The organism is Psychromonas aquatilis (assembly GCF_038155185.1).
Taxonomy (GTDB): domain Bacteria; phylum Pseudomonadota; class Gammaproteobacteria; order Enterobacterales; family Psychromonadaceae; genus Psychromonas; species Psychromonas aquatilis.
This window is the reverse complement of record NZ_JBAKAZ010000001.1, coordinates 19509-45587: the sequence shown is the minus strand read 5'-3', so window position 1 is coordinate 45587 and position 26079 is coordinate 19509. Positions and strand designations below refer to the sequence as shown.

24 protein-coding genes are annotated in these 26079 nt (G+C 37.5%); 14 read left to right on the top strand and 10 right to left on the bottom strand.

All coding sequences use genetic code 11. The features are described 5' to 3' along the window. Positions 1-24: 24 nt before the first annotated feature. Positions 25-1074: a nicotinate-nucleotide--dimethylbenzimidazole phosphoribosyltransferase gene (gene cobT / locus V6256_RS00180; RefSeq protein WP_341595947.1), complete on the bottom strand. Its 1050-nt coding sequence runs from the start codon at positions 1072-1074 to the stop codon at positions 25-27. Positions 1075-1278: 204 nt separating this feature from the next. Between cobT and srmB the strand changes: the two genes are divergently transcribed. Beyond that, a complete protein-coding gene (srmB, locus tag V6256_RS00175) occupies positions 1279-2628 on the top strand; it encodes an ATP-dependent RNA helicase SrmB (protein ID WP_341595946.1) in 1350 nt (449 codons plus the stop codon). 227 nt (positions 2629-2855) lie between these two features. Further along, a complete protein-coding gene (locus V6256_RS00170) occupies positions 2856-4388 on the top strand; it encodes a hypothetical protein (RefSeq protein WP_341595945.1) in 1533 nt (510 codons plus the stop codon). A gap of 49 nt (positions 4389-4437) precedes the next feature. Here the strand turns inward: V6256_RS00170 and dacB are convergent, their stop codons facing one another. Continuing rightward, complete coding sequence (gene dacB, locus V6256_RS00165) at positions 4438-5928, bottom strand: D-alanyl-D-alanine carboxypeptidase/D-alanyl-D-alanine endopeptidase (protein WP_341595944.1); 1491 nt, start codon at positions 5926-5928, stop codon at positions 4438-4440. 126 nt (positions 5929-6054) lie between these two features. Between dacB and pyrB the strand changes: the two genes are divergently transcribed. The 3 genes from pyrB to rraA all read left to right on the top strand — a co-directional run bounded on the left by pyrB (position 6055) and on the right by rraA (position 8356). Continuing rightward, the gene (gene pyrB, locus V6256_RS00160) at positions 6055-6990 is read left to right on the top strand and encodes an aspartate carbamoyltransferase (protein WP_341595943.1); all 936 of its coding nucleotides are present in this window, start codon (positions 6055-6057) and stop codon (positions 6988-6990) included. 9 nt (positions 6991-6999) lie between these two features. Then, positions 7000-7455 carry an aspartate carbamoyltransferase regulatory subunit gene (pyrI, locus tag V6256_RS00155; protein WP_341595942.1) on the top strand — a complete coding sequence of 152 codons (456 nt, stop codon included), beginning with the start codon at positions 7000-7002 and terminating at the stop codon, positions 7453-7455. 370 nt (positions 7456-7825) lie between these two features. Further along, positions 7826-8356, top strand: coding sequence for a ribonuclease E activity regulator RraA (gene rraA, locus V6256_RS00150; protein ID WP_341595941.1), 531 nt, complete (start codon positions 7826-7828; stop codon positions 8354-8356). Between the two features lie 106 nt (positions 8357-8462). Here rraA and V6256_RS00145 read toward each other — a convergent pair whose 3' ends face one another. After that, positions 8463-8693 (bottom strand): cell division protein ZapB, encoded by a 231-nt coding sequence (locus V6256_RS00145; protein WP_341595940.1) that lies wholly within the window; start codon positions 8691-8693, stop codon positions 8463-8465. A gap of 173 nt (positions 8694-8866) precedes the next feature. Between V6256_RS00145 and V6256_RS00140 the strand changes: the two genes are divergently transcribed. Further along, the gene (locus V6256_RS00140) at positions 8867-9085 is read left to right on the top strand and encodes a DUF1653 domain-containing protein (RefSeq protein WP_341595939.1); all 219 of its coding nucleotides are present in this window, start codon (positions 8867-8869) and stop codon (positions 9083-9085) included. Here the strand turns inward: V6256_RS00140 and cysE are convergent. Further along, on the bottom strand, positions 9082-9861 hold the full coding sequence (cysE, locus tag V6256_RS00135) for a serine O-acetyltransferase (protein ID WP_341595938.1): 780 nt from the start codon (positions 9859-9861) through the stop codon (positions 9082-9084). The two genes, V6256_RS00140 and cysE, sit on opposite strands and share 4 nt — an antisense overlap. 28 nt (positions 9862-9889) lie before the next feature. After that, positions 9890-10804: a cation diffusion facilitator family transporter gene (locus tag V6256_RS00130; protein WP_341595937.1), complete on the bottom strand. Its 915-nt coding sequence runs from the start codon at positions 10802-10804 to the stop codon at positions 9890-9892. A gap of 254 nt (positions 10805-11058) precedes the next feature. Between V6256_RS00130 and trmL the strand changes: the two genes are divergently transcribed. Beyond that, entirely contained in the window at positions 11059-11523 is a 465-nt protein-coding gene (trmL, locus tag V6256_RS00125; protein ID WP_341595936.1) for a tRNA (uridine(34)/cytosine(34)/5-carboxymethylaminomethyluridine(34)-2'-O)-methyltransferase TrmL, read from the top strand. 113 nt (positions 11524-11636) lie between these two features. Next, the gene (locus V6256_RS00120) at positions 11637-11822 is read left to right on the top strand and encodes a DUF3185 family protein (protein WP_341595935.1); all 186 of its coding nucleotides are present in this window, start codon (positions 11637-11639) and stop codon (positions 11820-11822) included. 141 nt (positions 11823-11963) lie between these two features. On the opposite strand, the gene recJ is transcribed toward V6256_RS00120, so the two are convergent. From recJ to xerD, 3 genes are all read right to left on the bottom strand, one after another. Next, entirely contained in the window at positions 11964-13685 is a 1722-nt protein-coding gene (gene recJ / locus V6256_RS00115) for a single-stranded-DNA-specific exonuclease RecJ (protein WP_341595934.1), read from the bottom strand. Positions 13686-13755: 70 nt separating this feature from the next. Then, a complete protein-coding gene (locus V6256_RS00110) occupies positions 13756-14565 on the bottom strand; it encodes a thioredoxin fold domain-containing protein (protein WP_341595933.1) in 810 nt (269 codons plus the stop codon). A gap of 169 nt (positions 14566-14734) precedes the next feature. Further along, positions 14735-15631, bottom strand: coding sequence for a site-specific tyrosine recombinase XerD (gene xerD / locus V6256_RS00105; RefSeq protein ID WP_341595932.1), 897 nt, complete (start codon positions 15629-15631; stop codon positions 14735-14737). Positions 15632-15688: 57 nt separating this feature from the next. Here xerD and fldB point away from each other — a divergent pair, with 57 nt between their 5' ends. From fldB to rlmA, 4 genes are all read left to right on the top strand, one after another. After that, complete coding sequence (gene fldB, locus V6256_RS00100) at positions 15689-16207, top strand: flavodoxin FldB (protein WP_341595931.1); 519 nt, start codon at positions 15689-15691, stop codon at positions 16205-16207. Positions 16208-16644: 437 nt separating this feature from the next. Next, on the top strand, positions 16645-18930 hold the full coding sequence (pflB, locus tag V6256_RS00095; RefSeq protein ID WP_341595930.1) for a formate C-acetyltransferase: 2286 nt from the start codon (positions 16645-16647) through the stop codon (positions 18928-18930). Positions 18931-19226: 296 nt separating this feature from the next. Beyond that, entirely contained in the window at positions 19227-19967 is a 741-nt protein-coding gene (pflA, locus tag V6256_RS00090; protein WP_341595929.1) for a pyruvate formate lyase 1-activating protein, read from the top strand. A gap of 72 nt (positions 19968-20039) precedes the next feature. Beyond that, positions 20040-20858, top strand: coding sequence for a 23S rRNA (guanine(745)-N(1))-methyltransferase (rlmA, locus tag V6256_RS00085; protein ID WP_341595928.1), 819 nt, complete (start codon positions 20040-20042; stop codon positions 20856-20858). Here the strand turns inward: rlmA and yfbV are convergent. Continuing rightward, entirely contained in the window at positions 20855-21289 is a 435-nt protein-coding gene (yfbV, locus tag V6256_RS00080) for a terminus macrodomain insulation protein YfbV (protein ID WP_341595927.1), read from the bottom strand. The genes rlmA and yfbV overlap by 4 nt on opposite strands. Before the next feature lie 274 nt (positions 21290-21563). Between yfbV and V6256_RS00075 the strand changes: the two genes are divergently transcribed. Both V6256_RS00075 and pta read left to right on the top strand, forming a co-directional pair. Further along, positions 21564-22763: an acetate kinase gene (locus V6256_RS00075; RefSeq protein WP_341595926.1), complete on the top strand. Its 1200-nt coding sequence runs from the start codon at positions 21564-21566 to the stop codon at positions 22761-22763. A gap of 61 nt (positions 22764-22824) precedes the next feature. Beyond that, on the top strand, positions 22825-24990 hold the full coding sequence (gene pta / locus V6256_RS00070; RefSeq protein WP_341595925.1) for a phosphate acetyltransferase: 2166 nt from the start codon (positions 22825-22827) through the stop codon (positions 24988-24990). Positions 24991-25158: 168 nt separating this feature from the next. On the opposite strand, the gene V6256_RS00065 is transcribed toward pta, so the two are convergent. Next, entirely contained in the window at positions 25159-26079 is a 921-nt protein-coding gene (locus tag V6256_RS00065; protein WP_341595924.1) for a class I SAM-dependent methyltransferase, read from the bottom strand.

Here is a 26079-nt window from a genome sequence, read left to right as displayed (position 1 = left end):
CCTTTATATTAGCTGTAAATAACATTAGCTATCTGACACGCCGGCACTTGCAAATGAAGCCATCTCATTTAAAAAGGCCAATGAAGAAACTAATAAAGGGTAAGCAACGGCAACACCCGATCCTTCACCCAGCCTTAGTCCTAAGTTTAATAAAGGTTGTGCATTCATTTTATTTAATAACAGTTGATGTGCTTGCTCTTCAGACTGATGACAAAACTGCGTGTAGTGTAAAAAATTATCATCAATTTCACTGGCTACTAACGCGGCACTTGATGCAATAAAACCATCAACTAACACCAACATAGACAGCTCCGCGGCTTGCAACATAGCGCCTACCATCATGGCAATTTCAAAACCGCCTACTTTTTGTAATACGGTTAATGCATCGGCGTCATAAAGTTGATGTTGCTTAATGGCGGCATCGATCACTGCTGCTTTTAAAGAGATCCCCTCTTCATCAATGCCAGTGCCTTTACCTGCACATTGCTGCCCTTTTAAATTTAAAATAGCCGCCATAATCGCAGCAGCAGAGGTGGTATTGGCAATGCCCATTTCTCCAAAACCAATAACATTGCAGCCGGCTTGGTATTGTTGTTTTACAATATTAGCCCCCGCATTAATCGCATCAGTACATTGCGCTGCTGTCATTGCCGCTTGTTTAGCAAAGTTTTGCGTGCCATTTGCGATCGGTTGGTTAATAAAGTCAGGATGTTTAATATCATCAAAGTTCGCTTTTACACCTGCATTAACAATTTTTAAATTAATATCATGTTGTTTTGAAAAACAATTAATTGCCGCGCCACCGTTTAAAAAATTTAACACCATTTGTTCTGTGACCACTTGCGGGAATAAACTAACTCCCTCATCAGCAATACCATGGTCAGCGGCAAAAATAATAATACTCGGCTGAGTAAAGACTGGAGAAAGAGTGCCTTGTAGCAATGCAGTTTTAAATGCGACTGATTCCAACAGACCTAAACTGCCTTGAGGTTTTGTTTTTAAATCGATTTTTTGTTGAAGTGCTGTTATAAATTCATTTGGAACGTTACTTACAGGCGCATTAATTTCAAACACTGTATTTCCTTTATCTAAAGTGGTGATCGACTCTTAATATAGCAATCAATCTTACTGATTATCAGTCTTCGCATCCAGAACATTCTTAATCTCTTCATTTAACCAGTATATTTTGATAAATATGCCAATAAATAGACAATTCTCTCCCTAAATGCCAACTTTGCTTTATAATGCCTTTTTTGTTTTATTGTATTGGAAATCATCATGTCATTTGAATCGCTAGAGCTTGATCAGCACCTTTTAAACGCCGTTGCGAAAATGGGCCATACTCGTCCAACCAGCATCCAAAGCTTAGTTATACCACCAGCAATGGATGAGCGAGATATCATGGCGAGTGCCCCTACTGGTACAGGTAAAACCTTAGCTTTCTTATTACCTGCCGTACAAAGATTGATTGACTACCCTCGTCGTAAAGGGGGATCAGCACGAATTTTAATCTTAACCCCTACTCGAGAATTGGCTGTACAAATCAGCGAAGTTGCTGAGCAGCTAGTTGCAGGAACACAATTAGTCGTGGGCAATATAATTGGTGGTGTTTCTTATCAAGAGCAAGAAGACCTTATTATGGGCTCTGTTGATATCGTTATTGCAACACCTGGTCGTCTAATGGAGTATATCGATGCAGAAGCATTTGATTGCCGCGAAGTAGAATGTTTAGTGCTAGATGAAGCAGATCGCATGTTAGATATGGGCTTCATTGGTGAAATGGACCGTATCGCGGGTGAAGCACGCTGGCGCAAAATGACAGCTCTATTTTCTGCGACCCTAGAAGGTAAAGGCTTACGTGAATTCGCACGTGATGTATTAAAAGATCCAGTGAAACTTGATGCAGAAGTGACACGACGTGAAAGTGGTAAAATTTTACAATACGCACACATAGCAGATAATCCAGAGCATAAATTACAATTATTAGCTGTGATTTTGACACAACAACCAGAGCATGATCAGGTTAATAAAATTATTGTGTTTGTTAAAACACGTGACCGTCTTGCGGCATTAGTTGCACAATTAGCTGAACTGAATATCCGTTGTAATTACCTTAGAGGTGAAATGGATCAAGAAAAACGTAACTTATCATTACGCCAGTTTAAAGAAGGTACAACAAATATTTTAATTGCCACTGATGTTGCAGCGCGAGGTATCGATGTACCTGATATTACTCATGTTATTAACTATGATATGCCACGAAGTGCAGATGTGTATGTGCATCGAATTGGACGTACGGCACGTGGCGGTAAAAAAGGCACAGCCATCTCATTAGTTGAAGCACATGATATTGATATGCTAGCTAAGGTTGAGCGTTATACTGACCAAATCTTAAAGCGCCGTGTGATTCCAGGGTTACGACCTCAATACAAAGAAGCTAAACTGAGCGTTCGTAAAACTAAGAAGCCGTTAACTAAAAAAGGCAAAGCACGCGAAGAAGAAGTAAAACGCTTACAAAAAGAGAAACGCCAAAAGAAAAAACAGGATATGGGTAAACAACGTCACCGTACTATCAAGTCTAAGGGCAAACCTAACTGGGCTGGTAAAAAGAAAACCGAAGAAAGCTAAAATACTCATATTGAAATTAAGTCATGAACTTCTTAATAAGTTGAGAAGTTCATGTTTTAGGTTTTACGCTAAATTATCTATAATAAGCAGGACTTGTTGAGCGTCCTATTAAAATGGCTTCTACGCTAATGAATAAAGAATATTAACCTCGTTCAACAAGACCTTTTATATTGAAGTATTGATAATATCGTCTTATATCAATTTCATAACTGCTTTTGAGGGAATTTATGCGATTTTATCTTACGTTCATATCGAGCATTCTATTAACTGCATGTTCTAATTCTACTCCCCCAAACAACTCCACACCCGATACCCAAAAAATCAATACCCAGCAAACTCAATTTATAGATCTCCAAGGTAGCCATTTCAGAGGCAAATTATTTTATAAAAACAATAACGCATATTTTCAATCCTGTGGTCATGCAAATGCATTGCCCGTTGAAACCAACAGTAACTTAGCGAGCATTTATAACAGGATCAATGGTGCGAGCGAGACACCTGTTTATATTGAGTTTAGCGGTGAAATATTATTTACAGATAATCAAAGTTCCTCATCGTCAGTGATTACTTATATTGAGCATATAGATCACTTAGCCGCAGCTAAAAGCTCTCTACAGTGCGCGAAAATAGTTGATACCTTCGACTTTAAAGCAAAGGGGGAAGCGCCTTATTGGCGTATTAACTTGCAACAGGGAAGTCTATTCTTCGCAACCAAGGAAAGTAATCAATCCTATACATTATCCAACCAACACATTGATAACGCACAAGTAAAGTATATTGAAGCGGTGAATCAGCAAGGACAACCTTTAACATTAACGATCAAGAGCAATGGCTGTTACTCAACAGATAAGCAAGCATATTGGGCGGCAACGACACAAGTAAGTAGTGCTTATGGTGATTTTGAAGGTTGTGGGGAAATAGGCAAAAAAAATATGAGTCTACCTTTTGCGGGTAACTACCTTGCTAAATCTATTGAGCAGAATAAACAAGCAACCAGCACCCTCACCTTAAATGTAGATCATTCATTACAATATGAGCTGCAAGATGAAACACAAAAGATCATTAAAACAGGTTATTGGAAAAGTAATTCACCTCACACCTTAGTCGTCATGTTCACTGAAACTGACAAGCACAAAACGCAAGAAGAAATCATCTTTCAACGTAAAGATGACGTGCTTTATAGCGATAAGATAAATAGAAATAATCACTTAATCAGATTAGATTCTGAGTTAGTTTTTGAAAAGGAGCAAGTTGACTCTGAGGTTGTAAGTAATGCACATGGAAAACTCAGTAGAGACTTTGAACCAGAAAGTATTACCCCCGATTTAACAGTTGATACTGAAGTGCAACAAGCGATACAAAAATACTTCAAAATTCATCAAACAGATCCTAAACAAACACGTTTTAATTCGGTTCGGTTTGATTTAAATGGAGATGGTAAAAAAGAAGCGATTGCTTTATTGGACTGGTGTTCAGAAAATGGCTGTGAAATGTTAATTTTTGAAGAGCAAGCACAAGGCCTGGTATTTTCAAGTCGTGTATCACGTGTTCATGCTCCTATTCTTGTTTCTCAGAATCAAAGCTTTTCTTGGCAAAGTTTATTAGTTGAAAAACAAAAGCAATGGTTACAATTGGACTTTGATGGTCTACATTATCCATTACAAATCAGTACAGCAACCAAGGTCAACCAGCCTCACAATACAACGGGAGTCGTACTATTTGAACAAGGACAACCCGATCACTGGTTTAGGGTTAAATAGTAGACCTAGCTTAATAAAATAAATATTAAGCTAGGTGAAAACCAATTTACTAGCTGTTATCACCGCTGTATATTCTATTAAAGAACGCTTTTTCAAATAAGTATACCGAGGCATCTTTACTACGAGGTTGTTTAGCATTGGTTGAGCTATATGCGCGATTATAACCATTAATCATCAACACAAAGAACCTGTCGCCTAAATCACTTTTAACAACGCCAACAAGGTTTGCTACCCCTTTCAATGAGCCGGTTTTAGCAATAATCTTGCCTTTTAATGCTTCATCATTTACTCCGCGGTGATACTTCAGTGTTCCATCAACACCAGAGACAGCTAAGCTATCCATTAAATGTAGCTTTTTATCTTGCTGATAGACAAATTTCATCACCGTGATTAATAATTCAGCACTCATTAAATTATGTCGAGACAAACCAGAGCCATCTGCAATATATGCATTCTCAAGATCGACTTTATGTTTTTTTAGAATCTCTCTCATCGCTTGAGCGCCATTACGAAAGTTTCCAGGCTGCTGGTAATAATGGCCACCAATAGTTTTAAAAATACTGTCTGCAATTAAATTATCAGAACGTTTTAACATTCTTGTTAATAAGTCTGCTAATGGTGGAGACTGATAAAGTGCGAGAATAGCTGATTTTTCGTAGGCTTTTTCCTGTGAATCGATCTTCACCTCGCCCGATAAATCAATCCCGACAGATTTTAGCTCCATTTCAATAATTTGTTGAGCATAATGTTCAGGATCATTAATTGCGAAAGACAGAGGGAATGCGCGCTTACGAGGGACCATACAACCCCATAAATGGAACTTATTATGGCTATCTCGATTAACTTCTAATGCACAAAACTCTTCATTCCGCTGCTTATTGGTCACCACATCGATATCACTTGTAACAAGGATCGGTTCATAATCAGGCACAAATAAAGTCGCTTTAGTATCTTCAGCCTCTTTAACACTCAAATTACCATAAACACAGTTTCTATTAACGATAATGGCATTACTTGGTGATGTATAACAAACAGATAAATCATTCCAAGGCTGACCATTACTCCATTGATAGCCGTTGAAATGACTATTATTAAGGACAAAGTCACCATCGATACTCTGAATACCTAATCCTTTAAGGTCGGTCAGCATCTTTTTTAAATGAGCCCGTGTTAGTGTTGGGTCTCCACTAAAGTGTAAATTTAAGTCACCTTGAAAGACACCACCAATCACTCCTTGCCCATCACCTTCTATCACTGTTTGATAACGAAAGTTTTCACCTAACTCTAATTTAGCAGTGGTTGCAGTTAATAACTTTTGAACACTAGCCGGTGTTTTTAGTATCTCATCTTGAAAACTGGCTATGGTTTTATGATTTTTAGCATCAACGACTAAATATGAAACCTGTGTTCCTTTGGGTAATAAGGACTGTAAATCTTGCCAGGTTGCAGCCATCACTTGACTACAAACAAGACTACTTAATATAAATAAAGATGCTTTTAACATAACTAACCACTCAACAAAAAATTTAATTTTTAGCATAACCTTTATACTGATTTCTTGCGATCAAAATTTAATGGATAAATAACAACAAAAACAATTGATAATGCTATAATTTGCTAAATCTCATCATCACTTTAACTTGGCTAACAATATGAGTGTAAAAAAATGAACAATCCGCTATACCAAAAAAATATTATTTCCATTCCCGATTTATCCCGTTCTGAATTAGAGCTTATTCTTCAAACCGCTCACTCCTTAAAACAAACACCTCAACCTGATCTTTTAAAAAATAAAGTGGTTGCAAGTTGTTTTTTTGAAGCATCTACACGTACTCGTTTATCATTTGAAACAGCGGTACAACGTTTAGGTGGAAGCGTGATTGGCTTTGATAGTGGTGGTAATACATCATTAGCACAAAAAGGTGAAACCTTAGTTGATTCAGTAAAAGTTATTTCATCTTATGCGGATGCATTTTTTATGCGTCACCCTCAAGAAGGCGCAGCTCGCTTAGCCTCTGAATTTACTTCGATTCCAGTGATTAATGGCGGAGATGGTTCAAATCAACACCCGACGCAAACGTTACTCGATCTTTTTACTATCTATGAAACACAAGATAGATTAGATAATCTCAATATTGCCTTTGTAGGTGACCTAAAATATGGACGAACAGTTCATTCATTAGCTCAAGCATTATCATTATTTAATTGTAATTTTTACTTCATTGCGCCAGAAGCTTTAGCAATGCCAGAGTACATTTTAGAAGAATTAAATGAGCGTAATATTAACTTCTCTTTCCATAGTAATATTGAAGATGTCATCGATGAACTTGATGTGCTATATATGACTCGCGTACAAAAAGAACGCTTTGATGAAACTGAGTATCAGCATATGAAGTCAGCTTTTGTATTAAATGCAAGCATGCTCAGCAATGTGCGAGATAATCTTAAAGTGTTACACCCACTTCCTCGAATAGATGAAATTAATATCGATGTAGACCAAACACCTTATGCTTATTACTTCCAACAAGCACAAAATGGGGTTTATGCACGCCAAGCATTACTTGCTTTATTATTAACTAATCATTTTCAAGCAAACGCTTAAGGTTTTACCATGCAAAAAAAATTACAAGTTGAAGCGATTGAACATGGATCTGTAATTGATCATATTCCAGCGCAACAGGGAATAAAAATATTAAAGTTTTTTAAATTTACCCAAACTAATGAAAAAATTACTATTGGTTTAAACCTGGCAACGCATAACGGGGAGAGTAAAGACTTAATCAAGATTGAAAATACTATCCTTAACGATCAGCAAGCAAATCAGCTAGCGTTATTTGCACCTAATGCAACCATTAATCAAATTAAAGACTTTAAGGTAGTTAATAAATTTCAAGTACAATTACCTGAATGTTTTGTTGATGTATTAGCTTGCCCTAATAGTAACTGTATTAGTCATAATGAACCTGTTCAAAAACGCTTTTATGTACAACAGAAAAAGACATTAAAACTAAAATGCCATTACTGTGAAAAGTCTTTTGAACGTACAACATTTGATGAGTTAGACTAGTTTTTTAGCTGTATCAAACCATGATTAACAGAAAGTGGAGAGTTAAACACTTTCTGTTAATAAAAATACCTAAAAGCTAAGCTAAGTCGCTATAATATAGAAGATATAAAAACACAGTTCCCCTTTTTTAGCGCCCCTTAGTCGTACAACGATGAACGGATTAAGCTCATATTTTAATCCCCATTGTCATCAACTTTTAACCAAGTTACCCTAGTTTACTATTAACCCAACATTTTTGAGCACTATCTATCTAAACATGAACAATTTTCAAGCAAATGGCTGGAAATTAGATTTAAATAGAGTATGTTAGCTCTATGCTGTTAAAAACTTAATAACAGATTTACTTCATCATTAAAAAGAGAGCCTGTTTATGCATTACAATACTTCTACTTTATGTGATATCTACGCGGATACAATTGACGTAGCTGAACCACTATTGACCAACTTTGGTGGATGTAATTCTTTTGCCGGAGAGTTAGTAACAATAAAATGTTTTGAGTCTGTAGGTTTAATCTACAAAGCATTAGAAGAAAATGGTGCAGGTAAAGTATTACTGATAGATGGAGGCGGCTCATTAAGACGTGCGCTAGTCAATGCCAATATCGCTGAGTTAGCCATTGAAAATGGTTGGGAAGGTCTTGTCATTAACGGTTGTGTACGTGAAGTGGATGCCTTAGAAGAACTTGATATAGGTATTCAAGCGATTACTGCCATTCCAGTCGGCGCTGAAGACAGTGAAATTGGTGAAATAAATGTGCCGGTTAATTTTGCAGGTGTGACCTTTTACCCAGAAGACTTCTTATATGCCGATAGTACAGGCATTGTCATTTCAGCAGATCCTTTAGATCTAGATTATGATTTAGAAGATGAGGATGATGAAGAAGAAGACGAAGAGTTTTAAAATTTTAGCGACATTTAAATAACAAAAAGCCCAATTAATATTGGGCTTTTTGTTATCTAAAAATAATCATTTAGCGAGTTTGACCTCGATATTATTTTTATACGAATTAAGCGTTTTCTTCTGCTTGTTCGATTTTACCAACAAGTGCACTTAAACGCTCTTGCCATTGTTGATGCTCAGCATTTAAACGGTCATTATCAGACTGAAGTTGTTCAGTTTTACCTGCTAAATTAGCTTTATCTTCTTTAAGCTCTTCGATCTCCATTTGCAATAATGCAATTGTTTCTACTGCTTGGTTAATTTTATTTTCTAATTTTTCTAATAGTTCGAATGTCATTTAACAACCCTTAATACAAAATGAATAATAACTTGATTGCTGTGAGAATAAGCATTCCAAGGTGCTTATTCAACCTTTGTTTTAAATTTCATGAAAAAAAAATGAAAATCGTCTTTAAAGTCCCACTATGCTAGTGTATTTCGATAAAATGATGACTATTTAAGGACTAAACAATGACAACACCACTACAACTTGGCCGCTACCAACATTATAAGGGTCCATTCTATCAGGTTGAAGGCGTCGCTATTCATAGTGAGACAGAAGAAGAGATGGTAATTTATCGCCCTTTATACGGCGAAGGTCGCACCTGGGTACGACCTTTAAGTATGTTTTTAGAAACAGTTGAAGTTGATGGGAAACAACAAAGCCGCTTTACTTATATTGCAGATTAAAGATTTTGCTCCATTGAAAGAGACGGCATTTCACATGAGGGTCTGCCCACTATTTTAGCAGGCACCCCCGCAACAGTTGTGTGTGCAGGAACGGCTTCTAATACCACGCTTCCTGCACCTACTTTTGCACCAATACCAATTTCAATATTACCTAACACTTTCGCGCCGGCGCCAATCATCACTCCTTGACGAATTTTAGGGTGGCGATCGCCACTTTCTTTACCTGTTCCGCCTAAAGTAACACCTTGCAGTAAAGAGACATTGTCTTCAATCACTGCAGTTTCACCCACAACAACACCCGTTGCATGGTCAAACATAATACCTTTACCAATAGTCGCCGCTGGGTGTACATCTACACCGAAAATAACAGAACTACGATTTTGTAAATACAGTGCTAAAGCAATGCGTTTTTCGTTCCATAACCAATGTGCAACACGATGAATTTGTAATGCATGGAACCCTTTTAAATATAATAAAGGAATCGAATATTCCTCTACTGCAGGGTCACGCTCTTGAACGGCTAAAATATCTGCCATTGCACTTTGTATAATACCTGGATCGGCTTCAAATGCTTCATCAATAACCTCTCTCACTAGAATGCCTGGCATGGTACGACTATCTAGGCGATTTGCTAGTTGATAGCTTAATGCTGAACAAAAAGTCTTATGATTTAAAATAGTCGAATGAAAGAAACTTGCTAGAATAGGCTCATTACTTGAGCTTTCCCATGCTTCATCTCTTATTTTATCCCACAGCTCAGTAATTCTGTTTTGCATTATACGTCCTTAAGCTAACTAGTATTTTTTATATCGATTTTTCGTTCGTTGTATTTTCAACTCTTGATACAGGATCAAGGTGTATTAATATATCTGCATTCGGAAAGCTTTGTTCAAGCAATAAATGCACTTTATCTGATGTTTCATGTGCTTGGTATAAACTTTGCCAATCGTCTAACTCTAAATGTAGCTGTATGAATTTAACATTACCGGAAGAGCGAGTTCTTAAATCATGAACACCACGTACGCCATCCACCTTATGCGCTAATTCAAGTACTAAATGATCATCTTCTTTAGTCAGTTGTTTATCCATTAAGGCATCAATTGATTGCTTCCCGATTTCCCAGGCACCATGCAAGATATAAAGGCTAACAGCAATAGCAAAAACACCATCAGCCCAAATCAAGCCAAAACTGGCTAAAATGATAGCGCACAATACTGCCCCATTTAACGCAATATCAGTTCGATAATGTAACGCATCAGCTTTGATAGCCATGCTGTTGGTTTTCTTTACCACATAACCTTGATATAAAACCAATGAAATGGTCACTAAAAGTGAGAAAAGCATAACCGTTATACCGATATTACTGGCGCCAATCTCACGTTGGTTAATAATCGCAGAAACACCGTTGATCATTAAGAAAATAGACGAACCAGAAATAAATGCAGCTTGAGCGAGTCCAGCTAAACTCTCCGCTTTTCCATGCCCAAAACGGTGATCATCATCGGCGGGTTGTAATGCAACTTTGATAGCAAATAAGTTGATAAGTGAAGTACTCACATCCATTAATGAATCAGTTAATGCTGCTAGAATACTTGATGAGTCTGTCATTATCCAAGCAATCAATTTTACAATAATTAATAACGATGCGGCTAGCACGGCAGCTTGCCCTGCTCGCTTCACTAAGTAAGAATACTGTTCTGTTGGTGCTGATTGATTCACAATAATGACACTCTATAAAGTTTTGGAACGTTAGTATACCGATTATTATTTCAGATACAAAACCCACCTATTAGATAGATACCCAGACGATTCTAAGCAATTGATTGTATCGCCCCTTATTCAAGAGATGAGTTAAATTAAAGCATTTGAATCAACAAGCTTGAGGCAAGTTTATTAAAAATAGGTATTAACTGGCTTAGTTTTTCAATAAAATAGTTAAGATATAATACTCCACTTAATAATAGAGCTTACTCATGATTGAAGTTGCATTGTACGAACCTGAAATCCCACCTAATACAGGAAATATCATTCGCTTATGTGCCAATACAGGCTGTGTATTGCATTTAATAGAGCCTTTAGGCTTTGATTTAGATGAAAAAAAAGTACGTCGCGCTGGCTTAGACTACCATGAAATGATTAATGTACATCAACATAAAGATTTCGAGAGCTTCTTAAAAGCAGTTGAAGGTAAACGTTTACTTGCATGTACAACAAAAACAACGACCTATCATCATAATGCCAACTTTCAGGACGGTGATGTACTGCTATTCGGACCTGAAACGCGTGGTTTACCCGCGACTATTTTAGACTCATTACCGCTTGAACAAAAACTGCGTATTCCAATGAGAGCTGATAGCCGCTCTATGAACTTATCTAATGCTGTTTCTGTGTTTGTTTATGAAGCGTGGCGTCAGCTCGACTTCCCGGGGGCTGTATAACCTCGATATAAGATTGGTAGCAATCAGCGCCTTGATTGGATTCTATCCATTCAGTGTTTTTTATTGCTATCATCTCACTCTTACACAAGATCAAATCAATAAATGGAGTTAACATGAATAATAAAATGATGGGGATATTGCTAATCGTTTTCGGTGGGATGTTATTTGTATGGGGTTATAATATGTATGATGCATCGACATTAGACGTTAACTCAAATATCCCTCCATTTCGAGCATGGGTTGGGATGATTGTAGGCGGCATTAATGTGTTTGTAGGTTTCTTAAAACTAAAACAATAAACCAAAGCCATCGTCTTTTTCAAATGCCTGAGTTTATATTAAACACAGGCATTTAATTGTCTGAAAGCCCCTCTTCAATCTTGTTTACTATATTTAGCTGCAAACTAGATTTTAAAGGGACAATGACCATCACCTAAAAGCCTATCTTGGTTGTACAGATTGCACCAATAACTGAACCGTTCGTTGCCCTCTAAACTCATTTACATCTAAGCTATAGACACAAAAAACTTCTTGAATCGACAAATCAGGCCAATATTCAGGGTCAATATTAAAAGCAATCGCATCGATTAATTTATCCCCTTGCTGCAAAATCATTTTTAAATGTTTTTGACCAACAATTCTTTGCTGCTTTAATTTAAAAACACCATCAAACACTGGTGCAGGGAAACCTTGTCCCCACGGCCCAGCATCACGTAACTCTTGCGCAACACTTAAATCCAATTCTTCAGGCGCTAACTGTCCATCAGATAGAATAATATTTTGCAAAACATCGTCAGTAACTTGTTCTTTTAGAATCAAATTTAAAGCGTCATTGAATAAACTAAAATCTTTCTCTAATAAGCTTAACCCTGCAGCCATGGCGTGTCCGCCAAACTTCAAAATAACGCCAGGTATCTTTTTATCCACCAAGTCCAGCATATCTCTTATATGTATACCGGGTATTGAGCGAGCAGAGCCTTTAATTTCACCGTCATTAGCACGTGCAAATGCGAAGGTAGGACGGTAATACTTTTCTTTAATACGAGAAGCAACTAAACCTATCACACCTTGGTGCCAATCCGCTTCAAAAAGACAAAGCGCATAAGGCAGATTAGCTTGATCAATAGATAGCTTCTCTAAACTATTTAACGCTTCTTGCTGCATACTTTGCTCTATTTCTCTACGAGAGAGGTTTAAAGCATCTAACTCTGTCGCTAAGCTATTGGCTTGAACAGGGTCATCACATAATAATAATTCAACGCCATGGCTCATTTCATCCAAGCGCCCTGCTGCATTCAACCTTGGCCCAAGTGAAAAGCCTAGATCACTGGCAACTAATTGTTGTTGATTACGCTTGGCCACTTGAATCAGCGCACTAATACCCGGTCGACAAAAACCAGCACGAATACGCGCTAACCCTTGATGTACTAAAGTACGGTTATTAGCATCTAACTTAACAACATCGGCAACAGTGCCTAGGGCTACAATATCTAAGAAATTGGCTAAATTAGGTGGAGCTATGTGAGTGAACGCGCCCTTTTTTTGCATTAATGAGCGCAGTGAAAGCATCACATAAAAAGCGACCCCTACCCCTGCTAAGTTTTTACTAGGAAAGTCACAACCATGTTGATTTGGATTCACGATTGCATCGGCAATCGGCACTTCATCGCCAGGTAAATGATGATCTGTCACTAACACATCTAAACCAAGTGATTTTGCATGAGCAACACCGCTGATACTGGAAATACCATTATCTACAGTCATGATTAGTTGAGCATGTTGCTGTATTGCTAGGTCAACAATCTCAGGACTTAAGCCATAACCATAATCAAAGCGATTCGGTATTAAGTAATCGACATCCTTAAACCCTAACGCTTTAAGAGATAAAATAGTGAGCGCTGTGCTAGTTGCCCCGTCAGCATCAAAGTCACCAATGATAATAATCTTTTTATGCTTTAAAAAGGCATCATATAAAAGCTCACAAGCATCACCGATCCCTTTTAATTTATTCGCATGAATTAAGCTTTTGGTGCTGTTATCTAACTCTTGATCAGTACAGATACCACGGCTTGTATATAGTTTTTTTAATAAAGGAGAGCAGGAAAGAGACAATAAACTCTGATCACCCTGAGATCGTTGTTGAACTTGTGTTTCTGTAGACATAAAAAAACCGCACGATAAAAAGAATATCAGTGCAGTTTATTATGGATTGACGAAGAGAAGAAGCCTTAGCTTATTTTTTTTCTTCTAAAATTTGTAATAAACGATCAGCAGGTAAATACCCTGGTAACATTGTGCCATCTTCTAAGAATAAAGAAGGTGTACCGTTTACGCCTAATGCAAGACCTAATTGGTATTGTTCAAAGACAGTATTGTCACAAGTTTTGTACTCAAGCTTACCATTATTTTTAGCTGCTTCCATTGCCGATTTAGGGTCATCAGAACACCAAATAGAAACCATTGTGTTGTAAGCATTAGACTCTTGTCCGCCACGAGGGAAAGCCATATAACGAATAGTAATGCCTAGTTTATTATAATCAGCCATTTCAGAATGAAGCTTTTGACAGTAAGGACAGCTGGTATCAGTAAAAGCAGTAACGACAAATTTTTCATTGTCTGCTTTATAAACGATCATGTCTTTTTCGAAGTCTTTAAGTTTAACAAAGTGTTTTGCGGTATTCTGTTTACGTAACTCAGCTGTTTTTTCAGCCGTTACATTTTTCATTTCATCATCAAAATCAAAAATCGTACCCGCGACTAAATATCGAGCATCTTCACTGATATAATACATTTTACCTTGGCTATAAAATTCGTATAAGCCCTTAATTGGTGACTCACTAACTGTTCCATGGTCAACACCCATCGATGCTAAACGCGTTATTAAACTTTCATTTAAGTTACTAGAAGCACTTACATTCTTCGCACTGTCTTCTGCTAATTTTGTTGCGCTAGCCTCTTCAGCAAAGCTAAAACTACTTATCGAACTAATTAATAAACCAACGAATAATGCGCTTACTTTTGTCTTAACGTTAAATACCGACATGATGCTCCCCAGAAAAATAAATTAACATGATTATGCCTACCTTATTAGATAATGTGAATAATAGTTGACCTTAATAGTCGAACTTTAATTTCACTTAACATTGAAACAATCTTATTCACTTTTATCATCTCACCTACTTCTCCATTTAAATGACATTGTTCGCGGCGACTTAAGCTCTTGGATGATGCTCGTCATGCAACACTTTCAAACGGTCTTGAGCAATATGTGTATAAATTTGTGTTGTAGATAAGTCGCTATGACCTAGTAACATTTGTACCACACGTAAGTCAGCCCCATAATTCAAAAGGTGTGTCGCAAAAGCATGACGTAGTACGTGCGGTGACAAAGCTTCTTTATCAATACCTGCAATTAATGCATAGTGTTTAATGCGATGCCAGAATGTTTGTCTGACCATTTGTGTTCCTCGACGACTAGGAAATAAAATATCACTACTTTGCCCCCCTAACAGCGCAGGTCTCATCTCATCAATATAACGTTCTAACCAATAAACGGATTCTTCGCCTAAAGGGACTAAACGCGTTTTACCACCTTTACCTGTCACCCTAATCACGCCCTGTTTTAAATTAACCTCCTCCATTGCTAATCCAACCAATTCAGTGACACGCAACCCAGTTGCATATAACACCTCCAGCATGGCTTTATCTCGAAATTGAATAGGATCATCTAACTCAGGGGCGGCTAATAGTGCATCGACTTCAGACTCTGATAAAGATTTAGGTAACGGTTTGACGACTTTAGGGCTTTCCAGTTTTGCACTTGGATCATCTTCACGAAACTTCTCTCGACATAAGTATTGATAATAGCGACGAATTGCACTCATTAATCTCGCAGTGGAAGTATTTTTATAATCAATATTGCCCTCTAAACGAGATTCAAAATAATTATTTAAATCTCGCTCAGTAGCTTCTGTTAATGTGACCTCTGATTTTTGTAGAAATAGCTCCACTAAAGTTAAATCATGGCGATAAGATTCGAGTGTGTTTTTAGACAACCCTCGCTCCAACCACAGTGAATCTAAAAATTGTTCTATGCTTAGTACTTCCATTCTATGTGCCTTAGCGGTAAATTAGCGCCTCTTTTATTTATAATTCAAAGGTCGCATATGAAAATTGGTTTATTTTATGGCTCTAGCACTTGTTATACAGAAATTGCTGCAGAAAAGATTCAAGCAGAGCTAGGTGATTCATTAGTTGACCTATTTAACATAAAAGATCAGGGGTTAGACAAGGTAAACGATTACGATATTTTAATATTGGGTATTTCTACTTGGGATTTTGGTGAACTTCAAGAGGATTGGGGTAAATTATGGGACCAAATTGATGGAATAGATGTCAGTGATAAAATTATCGCCATTTTTGGATTAGGCGATCAGGACGGTTACAGTGAATGGTTTGTTGATGCAGTAGGTATGTTGCATGAGAAACTCTTACCGCAAAGCCCTAAATTCATTGGTTACTGGCCTACTGAAGGGTACCAATTTGAAGCCTCTAAAGCGGTAACTGAAGACGGTGAGTATTTTGTTGGATTAGCCTTAGATGAAGATACACAATATGAACTAAGTGACCAACGTATTAGTGATTGGAGTTTACAAATATTAGAAGAGATACAAAGCTTACTCTAATCATGGCAGCAAACAGCAGGGAGTTAACCCTCCCTGCTAAAAATAAATTATATTTCAATTAGTTACAAAAGAATAACTTAAAAAACACACGCCTACAAACATCCCCTTTTATTTTTCAGCCACCACCTAGAAAGAAAGTTACCTGCGCTTATTTTCCACCTTTTTGTAATTTAATTACAAGTCCGCCTAAAGCTTGACATGAATCAACTTTTTAAAAAAAACCTTTGCTAGAATCTTAACTAATCCATGAGAGGTAACTTTTATGAAACAAGTGAAGGTGAAAATTAACACTAACTTAGTTTTTCAAATATAGCACTTGTTAACAATAAGCACCCTAGTTTTAGTTGTAGATATGACCAACACTTTAGGGTGAGGATTTAAGACTGAGAATTAATTTTAATATTCTTTTTAATCATTAACGGTGAAGGTAAATCTTTATGACTAAATTAAACGAAGCATTTGTATCAGCATGGGACGGTTTTGCTGGTGAAGCTTGGAAAACTGACGTTAACGTTCGCGACTTCATTCAACAAAACTATACGCCATATGAAGGCGATGAAAGTTTCCTAGCAGATGCAACTAAAGCGACTGATAAGCTTTGGGAAAATGTAATGGTAGGAATCAAACAAGAAAATGCAACACATGCACCTGTTGATTTTGATACCGATGTAATCAGTACAATTACTGCACATGATGCAGGTTACATTAACAAAGATTTAGAAACGATCGTTGGTCTACAAACTGAAAAACCACTAAAACGTGCACTTATCCCGAATGGCGGTATCCGCATGATCGATGGCTCATGTAAAGTGTATGGTAAAGAATTAGATGATGGTATTCGTACTATTTACTCAGAGCACCGTAAAACACACAACCAAGGTGTATTTGATGTGTACACAGGCGATATTCTAAAATGTCGTAAATCAGGTGTATTAACTGGTTTACCTGATGCTTACGGACGTGGTCGTATCATTGGTGACTACCGTCGTGTTGCTTTATACGGTATCGACTTCCTAATGACAGAAAAAGCGGCACAACATAAAAGCTTAGAAGCAGAGTTAATTGCCGGCAGTTCACTAGAAGAAACCATAAAATTACGTGAAGAAATTTTTGAACAATACCGCGCACTTGATCAAATGAAAACAATGGCTGCTAAATATGGCGCCGACATTTCAGGTCCAGCAAGATCGGCTAAAGAAGCGATTCAATGGACATACTTTGGTTACTTAGCAGCAATCAAATCACAAAATGGTGCTGCAATGTCATTTGGCCGTACTGCATCATTCTTAGATATTTACATTGAAAAAGATTTAAAAGCAGGTGTTATCACTGAAACTGATGCACAGGAACTGATCGACCACCTAGTAATGAAACTTCGTATGGTACGCTTCTTACGTACACCTGAATACGATGATCTATTCTCTGGTGACCCTATTTGGGCAACTGAGTCAATCGGTGGTATGGGTGTTGATGGTCGTACATTAGTGACTAAAAACAGCTTCCGCTTCCTACATACTCAATACACTATGGGCCCATCTCCAGAGCCTAACATTACTGTATTATGGTCTGAAGCACTGCCAGTTAACTTCAAAAAATACTGTGCAAAAGTATCTATTGATACCTCATCTATTCAATATGAAAACGATGATCTAATGCGTACCGACTTTGATAATGATGACTATGCAATTGCATGTTGTGTGTCACCAATGATTGTTGGTAAGCAAATGCAATTCTTTGGTGCTCGTGCAAACTTAGCGAAAACATTACTTTACTCAATCAATGGTGGTGTAGACGAAAAATCAAAAGTACAAGTTGGCCCTAAAACGCTACCTGCAATTACAGCAGAAGTATTAGATTATGATGAAGTTTACTCAAACCTTGATCACTTTATGGATTGGTTAGCAGAGCAATATGTGACAGCACTTAACTGCATACACTACATGCACGACAAATACAGCTACGAAGCATCGCTAATGGCACTTCATGACCGTGACGTAACACGTACTATGGCATGTGGTATTGCAGGATTGTCAATTGCAGCAGACTCATTAGCAGCGATTAAATATGCAAAAGTACGTCCGATTCGTGATGAAGATGGTATTGCGACTGATTTTGATATCGAAGGTGATTACCCTAAATTTGGTAACAACGATCCACGTGTTGATGACATTGCATGTGAATTAGTAGAAACCTTCATGAAGAAAATTAAATCACGTCCAATGTACCGTAACGCACGTGCTACACAGTCAATTCTTACTATCACATCTAATGTGGTATACGGTAAGAAAACAGGTAACACACCAGATGGCCGTCGTGCAGGTGCACCATTTGCACCAGGTGCAAACCCAATGCATGGTCGTGATGAAAAAGGCGCAGTGGCATCATTAACATCAGTCTCTAAATTACCGTTTGCTTACGCTCAAGATGGTATCTCTTATACCTTCTCTATCGTACCAAATGCATTAGGTAAAACTGATGATTCACAAAAATCAAACCTAGCAGGTCTGATGGACGGTTACTTTAAGCACACACCAGAGATTGAAGGTGGACAACACTTAAACGTGAATGTAATGAACCGTGAAATGTTAGTGGATGCAATGGAAAACCCAGAGAAATATCCTCAGTTAACGATTCGTGTATCTGGTTATGCAGTACGATTCAATTCATTAACTGCAGAGCAGAAACAAGACGTTATTACACGTACCTTCACAGCAACACTATAAATTGAAGCGAGGGTAAACAATTACCTTCGTACTTCTTTTTAGTTACTTATATTTACTTGAATTTTGTATAGTAAATAATAACAAGGTTATGATTATAAAAGGTTTCATCTGCAAAGATGAAACCTTTTGTCATTGAAAAACAAAGCTTTTTTAGCTTTTATCAATAACATTAAAGAAATAAAATGATTTAAGTTATTCGCCTAGTTGGTATTATATCTTTCTTGAGCCCGAGCTTAATTAAGAATCAAATGCTAATTAAGAGGCGATACAACTAATCTACTTCATGAGGTTAAATCATGTCAGTTACAGGTCGAGTACATTCAATAGAAACTTGCGGTACCGTTGATGGTCCAGGTATTCGCTTCATCATTTTTTTACAAGGCTGCTTAATGCGCTGTCAGTACTGCCATAACCGCGACACTTGGGATACCGAAAGCGGAAAAGAAACCACTGTTGAGGAGTTAATGTCAGAGTTACTTCAATACCGTAACTTCATGGAAGCATCAGGCGGTGGCATAACTATTTCAGGCGGTGAAGCAATGTTACAACCTGAATTTGTGCAAGCCATGTTTGAAGCTTGCCGCTTAGAAGGCATTCATACCTGTTTAGATACCAACGGTTTTGTTCGTAAAATAGATGAAACAACTAAAAATATTTTAAATAGCACAGATTTAGTACTGCTCGATATTAAACAAATGGATCTGAAAAAACATATTGCTTTAACCCATGTTAGTAATAAATATACTCTGGAGTTTGCTAAATACTTACAACAACATGATCAAGCTGTGTATTTACGCTATGTGGTTGTCCCTGGTATCACAGATGATTTCGCAGATGTTCATGCCCTAGGTGAATTCATTAAGCCAATGAAAAACATTGAAAAAATTGAATTACTACCCTACCACGAGTTAGGCAAGCACAAGTGGATAGCGATGGGCGAAATCTACCCTCTTGATGGCGTATCTCCACCGAGTCGAGATACGATGACGTCAATAAAATCAATATTAGAAGAATACCACCCTAATGTGATATTTTAACAGCAACAAAAATAAGGCGGTTTGGTACCGCCTTTATGCTATTATCACCTTTATTTTTAAACAGTAATCCTTATGACATCTTTTATTTGCCCGCTCTGTAATACACCCTTTAATAAAGTAAATAACAGCCAAGTTTGTAATAACAATCATCACTTTGATATTGCCAAAGAGGGTTACCTGAACTTATTACCCGTACAATCAAAAAGCTCTAAAAACCCAGGTGATAACCAACAAATGATGATGGCTAGACGAGCTTTTTTAAATACAGATGGTTACTTGCCATTGGCACAAAAAGTCGCTGAAATTAGTCAACAATATTTGGATGGGGTCGAGCAGGCTAATATTTTAGATTTAGGCTGTGGCGAAGGTTATTACACCAATATCATTAACCAACATTTGCCTGAACATACGATGTTAGGACTAGATATCTCTAAAGTTGCTATTCGCTATGCAGCCAAGCGTTATAAAGATATCGATTTTTGTGTAGCCAGTGCATACCAAGTGCCTCTTGAACAGCACAGTGTAGACTTACTGATTCGTATTTATGCCCCATCAAAAGCACAGGAATTATTACGTTTAATCAAAAAAAATGGTTATTTAATTACAGTTACACCTGCTCCTCGTCACTTATATCAGATCAGAGAGGCGATATATGAACAGGTAAATGCGCATTTACAAGAGAATGAAGCGCTAGAAGGTTTTACAAAAATACAACAAATTCCTTTGAATTATGAGTTAAATATTAATAACCCGCAGCAATTGAAAGACCTTATTAATATGACCCCCTTTGCATGGAAATTCACAGAGGAAAAATTACAAAAACTTCTCAATAACGCAACATCATGGAAAATTGAATGTGACTTCAATATTGAAGTTTTCCAGCATTGTTAAATAAGCTCATTATTATATAAAAAGTTATCGCCCCCCTTCTTAAACCCTTTATTTAATAGTTTTGCTAAATCTATAAAGCGAGGGTTTTCTATCATCACTTTCTGTCCTCCATTTAACACTTCGCTTATTTCCAAATACCACGTGGATAGTGATGGAGACAAGTGTTGTTGCGAACGTTTACCCAACCATAAAAGACAATGCATTGGTAATCCGATCATGAAAACAATAAAAGTCGCGGTACTTGGCCAAGAAAAATAAAGTGGAAAAACGATATACAAGGAAGCAACTAAAACGATAAAAACAGGAAATATTTTTATTAAAATATTGGTGTAATAAACCATTTTACTATCCACAAATAATGAATATAGACAAGCTTGCTTTGGCCAAGCCTTTAGGTATATATCCCCTTTCTTTATAGAGTCAAAAAACATAAATAGGTAAATTCCTTTCTTTAAAAAGAGATAAAAGTGACGAATCGAGCAGAAAAGATGTTGTCTAAAAAAACATTCTGATCAAACTTTGATTTCGGATAATTTTTATCTAATTGTCATTTGTAATTTTATTACATATGGGTAAAATCAAATCATAACTTAATTTAAAAAATCAATGGCGCTTATGCCTTAATCAAGTTATGTTTTTCATTATATATTAATATCAAATTTTACCTTGATATTATCAATTTAATTTTAGAAATTGGAAGCTTTTATGAGCAATAAATTAGTCCTTGTACTCAACGGTGGTAGTTCATCACTTAAGTTTGCTGTCATCAATGTAAAAACTGGGGAAGCAATGATTAGTGGTTTAGCAGAATGCTTTAACCTCCCTGAAGCCCGTATAACTTGGAAACATAACGGAACCAAAAATACAGCTAGCTTGCCTGAAAATGGGGCTCGTTCTCAAGCGATGGTATTTATTGTTAATAATATTCTCAATAAAATTGAAGGTATTGAAGAGCAGTTAATTGCAGTTGGTCATCGAATTGTACATGGTGGAGAACACTTCAGTAAATCCATGGTTATTGATGATACGGTATTTAAAGGCATTGAAGATTGTATTCCATTAGCGCCATTACATAACCCTGCTCATATTTCTGGTATTAAAGCAGCAAGAGTCGCTTTTCCAAAACTAAAACAGGTTGCTGTATTTGATACTGCATTCCACCAAACAATGCCTCAAAAAGCTTACCTATACGCGCTACCTTATGAGCTATACCAAGACTCTCATATCCGTCGTTATGGTATGCATGGTACAAGCCACCAATTTATAATGAAACAAGCTGCTGATGCGCTAGACATTCCAGTAGACAAAATTAACATTATTTCTGCTCACTTAGGTAATGGTGCATCGGTCGCTGCAATTAAAAATGGTCAATGTGTTGACACAAGCATGGGCATGACGCCTCTTGCTGGATTAGTAATGGGTACACGTTGTGGAGATCTAGACCCAAGTATAATTGAGTTTTTAGTTGAGCAAAAAGGCTACTCATTAGAAGAAGCAATGAACCTATTACAAAAGGAAAGTGGCTTAAAAGGTATTTCAGGCGTATCGAGCGATTGGCGTCAAATTGAAGAAGCTGTTAATAATGGTGTTGAACGTGCAATCCTAGCCGTCGATATGTTCTGTTACCGCCTCGCAAAATACATTGCAAGTTATGCCGTTCCATTAGGCCGTATTGATGCGCTTGTGTTCACTGGTGGTATCGGTGAAAACGCAGTAGAAATGCGTACTAAAGTACTCGAAAACCTAGCGATATTCGGTTACAAGATTGACCAAGAAAAAAATGACGCAGCTAAATTTGGCGAGTCAGGAATTATTACTGCTGACCAGTCCCCTATCGCGATTGTTATCCCGACCAATGAAGAATGGGTAATTGCACAAGACGCTGCTGAACTTGTCTCTCAATAAAGTAAAACTAATTTAAGAGGGAATTAATACTCCCTCTATTCACCTCTTAAAAGGAATAATCATGTCTCGTACAATAATGTTAATCCCAATTGGCACTGGTGTTGGTGTCACTTCGGTTAGCCTTGGAATGGTTCGCGCGATGGAACGCCAAGGTGTCGCTGTTAACTTCTTTAAGCCAATTGCACAACCTCGCCCTGGTGACCATGGTACAGAACGCTCTACAACAACATTAAGAAACTCAAGCAACATACAACCTCCTGAGCCTTTTGCAATGAAATATGCTGAAGGCCTTATTTCATCTGGTCATACTTCAGAGCTGCTTGAAAATATTGTTGAGCGCTTCCGTGAAGGAACAAAAGACAATGATGTGATTATTGTAGAAGGTTTAGTACCAACAGATAAACATCAATTTGCTAATAGTGTTAACTACAGTATTGCTAAAGCACTCGGCGCTGAAATGGTATTTGTTACTCACCCAAGTAACGATAGCTCTCAACAATTAAAAGAGCGCATGGAAATTGCTGTTTCTTCTTTTGGTGGTAAACAAAATAAAAGCATTGCCGGTTGTATCATTAATAAAGTTGGCGCACCTATTGATGAAAATGACAGTGCTGGCTTTGACTTATCAGAAATGTTTGACATTCCAGAGGGTTCAGTTAATAACAATCTTGAAGTGCTACAGATGTTTAGCAAAAGCCCACTACCGATTTTAGGCTGCATCCCATGGAGTGCTGATTTAATTGCGCCTCGCGTTAAAGATTTAGCAGCGCATTTAGAAGCTGATATTTTAAATGAAGGCGATCTAGAAAATCGACGTCTACACTCAGTGACATTCTGTGCACGTTCAATTCCAAATATGGTTCAACACTTTAAACCTGGTTCAATGCTAGTTACTTCAGGTGACCGCAGTGATGTTATCATCGCAACTTGTTTAGCAGTAATGAACGGCATGAAAATCGGCTGTTTATTATTAACAGGTGATTACACACCTGAAGAAGAAGTTTGGAAACTTTGTCGTAGCGCAATGGCTTCAGGTTTACCTGTATTGTTAATTAAGAGCAATACTTGGCAAACAGCCCAGCGCTTACAAAACTTCAACATGGAAATTCCAGTTGATGATTTAGAGCGTATCGAAAAAGTACAAGAGTATATTGCCAGCCACATTGATAAACATTGGTTAAATACCTTAACTGAAGATTCTTCATTATCACGTCGTTTATCGCCACCAGCATTCCGTTATCACTTAACTGAATTAGCACGTAAAGCAAATCAACGCATTGTGTTACCTGAAGGTGAAGAACCTCGTACTATTCAAGCAGCTGTTATTTGTGCTGAACGTGGTATTGCTAAACCCGTGTTATTGGGTAATCCAGCTGAAATCCGTCGTGTAGCAGCACAACAAGGTATTGTGATCACTGATGAAGTAGAAATCGTTAACCCTACCGATGTGATTGAACAATATGTTGCACCTATGGTTGAGTTACGTAAAGGTAAAGGTCTAACTGAAGTAGTTGCACGTGAACAACTGCAAGATACTGTAGTTTTAGGTACGATGATGTTAGCGGAGAATGAAGTAGCAGGTCTAGTATCTGGTGCCGTTCATACAACAGCAAACACTATCCGCCCTGCTTTACAGTTAATTAAAACAGCACCAGGTGCAAGCCTAGTATCTTCAATCTTCTTCATGCTATTGCCTGATCAAGTATTGGTATACGGTGACTGTGCAATCAATCCAGATCCAACAGCTGACCAGTTAGCAGATATTGCTATCCAATCGGCAGATTCTGCAATCGCTTTTGGTATCGACCCTAAAGTTGCCATGATCAGTTACTCCACTGGTAATTCAGGTGCAGGCTCTGACGTTGAAAAAGTACGTGAAGCAACTAAAATCGCACAAGAGCGCCGTCCAGACTTATTAATCGATGGGCCGCTACAGTACGATGCAGCTGTGATGGAAAATGTAGCGAAGAGCAAAGCACCAGACTCTAAAGTAGCTGGTCAAGCAACCGTATTTATCTTCCCTGACTTAAACACTGGTAATACAACTTACAAAGCGGTACAGCGTAGTGCTAACCTAATCAGTATTGGTCCAATGCTGCAAGGTATGCGCAAACCTGTTAATGACTTGTCTCGCGGTGCTTTAGTGGATGATATTGTTTACACTGTCGCATTAACAGCAATTCAAGCAACACAGGCGAATGAAAAAGCGGCATTAGCAAAAGGTTAATACACGCTTAAAAAGCTTAAATAAAAAACCTCGATTCTCTAAGCTGACTTGACTTATAGTTAAGCACTTTAGTAAATCGAGGCTTTTTTATAACTACCTAAATCAAAAGTCTAAAGGTAGATGCAATAATAGTAACAATTAAAATATTACTACTCTTTCTCTTAATGCCTATAACTGCACTAACACACACTTCAAGCCCTTATCAGGATCAATGTTAGTATATTCTGCAGGCGGCGTAATAACCTTAATGACCTTTGCTTCAGGGCAATGCTCCGCTAATGAGTCATAAATAAATTGAAAACCTAGATCTGGGCTATTTAAACACAGTAATGCTTGCCCACCTTCAGTTAATAACTCAGGTAAACGTCGCATTATTTTAGGGTAATCTCGTTTGATATTGACACTGCCCTTCTGCAATGACGGAGGATCAGCAATCACAATGTCATAAGGCCCTAATCGCTTAACTTTCCCCCAAGACTTAAAGAGATCATGTCCAAGATATTTTACCTTACTTAAATCATGTTCATTTAATCGATGATTATCACGGCCAACGGCTAATGCCGCTTTACTCATGTCTAAGTTAACTACCTTTTCAGCGCCACCAGCCAGCGCTGCAACAGAGAAAGCACACGTATAAGAAAAAAGGTTTAGTACACGTTTATTTTGACCATGTTCCCTAACCCAAGAACGACCATTTTTCATATCTAAAAAGATACCGTAATTCTGATTTGTACCTAAACTAATTTTATAGGTTAAGGCATTTTCATCCGCACTAAAATCCGTTATCTCCTCACCGTATAAAACGAAAGTAGGAGCGAGTTCACGACAACGAAACTGTACTTGAATACTCTTTACAGCAAAGCCTTTGCTAGTTAACTCAGACAATAAGCATTGACTTAAATCCGCTAACCACTGATCGCTTTCCTCTTTATATAGAATCACTAAAACGACAGGTGATAGCCAATCAATATTAATGTGCTGGTATTCAGGATAATTAAAACCACGTCCATGAAATAAACGCGCCATCTCTTTCTCTTGTCCTGCTTTTACTTCAGGAAAATGCATTTTTTCTAGCAATGCTGTAAACAT

What these genes read in the sequence shown, in the direction of transcription:
- pflA (WP_341595929.1), top strand. Translation starts at nt 19,227, where the DNA reads ATGTCAGTTACAGGTCGAGTACATTCAATAGAAACTTGCGGTACCGTT.
- V6256_RS00145 (WP_341595940.1), bottom strand. Translation starts at nt 8,693, where the DNA reads ATGACATTCGAACTATTAGAAAAATTAGAAAATAAAATTAACCAAGCA.
- fldB (WP_341595931.1), top strand. Translation starts at nt 15,689, where the DNA reads ATGAAAATTGGTTTATTTTATGGCTCTAGCACTTGTTATACAGAAATT.
- V6256_RS00140 (WP_341595939.1), top strand. Translation starts at nt 8,867, where the DNA reads ATGACAACACCACTACAACTTGGCCGCTACCAACATTATAAGGGTCCA.
- srmB (WP_341595946.1), top strand. Translation starts at nt 1,279, where the DNA reads ATGTCATTTGAATCGCTAGAGCTTGATCAGCACCTTTTAAACGCCGTT.
- dacB (WP_341595944.1), bottom strand. Translation starts at nt 5,928, where the DNA reads ATGCTAAAAATTAAATTTTTTGTTGAGTGGTTAGTTATGTTAAAAGCA.
- rraA (WP_341595941.1), top strand. Translation starts at nt 7,826, where the DNA reads ATGCATTACAATACTTCTACTTTATGTGATATCTACGCGGATACAATT.
- pta (WP_341595925.1), top strand. Translation starts at nt 22,825, where the DNA reads ATGTCTCGTACAATAATGTTAATCCCAATTGGCACTGGTGTTGGTGTC.
- V6256_RS00065 (WP_341595924.1), bottom strand. Translation starts at nt 26,079, where the DNA reads ATGTTTACAGCATTGCTAGAAAAAATGCATTTTCCTGAAGTAAAAGCA.
- pyrB (WP_341595943.1), top strand. Translation starts at nt 6,055, where the DNA reads ATGAACAATCCGCTATACCAAAAAAATATTATTTCCATTCCCGATTTA.
- trmL (WP_341595936.1), top strand. Translation starts at nt 11,059, where the DNA reads ATGATTGAAGTTGCATTGTACGAACCTGAAATCCCACCTAATACAGGA.
- yfbV (WP_341595927.1), bottom strand. Translation starts at nt 21,289, where the DNA reads ATGTTTTTTGACTCTATAAAGAAAGGGGATATATACCTAAAGGCTTGG.
- V6256_RS00120 (WP_341595935.1), top strand. Translation starts at nt 11,637, where the DNA reads ATGAATAATAAAATGATGGGGATATTGCTAATCGTTTTCGGTGGGATG.
- pyrI (WP_341595942.1), top strand. Translation starts at nt 7,000, where the DNA reads ATGCAAAAAAAATTACAAGTTGAAGCGATTGAACATGGATCTGTAATT.
- V6256_RS00075 (WP_341595926.1), top strand. Translation starts at nt 21,564, where the DNA reads ATGAGCAATAAATTAGTCCTTGTACTCAACGGTGGTAGTTCATCACTT.
- recJ (WP_341595934.1), bottom strand. Translation starts at nt 13,685, where the DNA reads ATGTCTACAGAAACACAAGTTCAACAACGATCTCAGGGTGATCAGAGT.
- cysE (WP_341595938.1), bottom strand. Translation starts at nt 9,861, where the DNA reads ATGCAAAACAGAATTACTGAGCTGTGGGATAAAATAAGAGATGAAGCA.
- V6256_RS00110 (WP_341595933.1), bottom strand. Translation starts at nt 14,565, where the DNA reads ATGTCGGTATTTAACGTTAAGACAAAAGTAAGCGCATTATTCGTTGGT.
- pflB (WP_341595930.1), top strand. Translation starts at nt 16,645, where the DNA reads ATGACTAAATTAAACGAAGCATTTGTATCAGCATGGGACGGTTTTGCT.
- xerD (WP_341595932.1), bottom strand. Translation starts at nt 15,631, where the DNA reads ATGGAAGTACTAAGCATAGAACAATTTTTAGATTCACTGTGGTTGGAG.
- rlmA (WP_341595928.1), top strand. Translation starts at nt 20,040, where the DNA reads ATGACATCTTTTATTTGCCCGCTCTGTAATACACCCTTTAATAAAGTA.
- V6256_RS00170 (WP_341595945.1), top strand. Translation starts at nt 2,856, where the DNA reads ATGCGATTTTATCTTACGTTCATATCGAGCATTCTATTAACTGCATGT.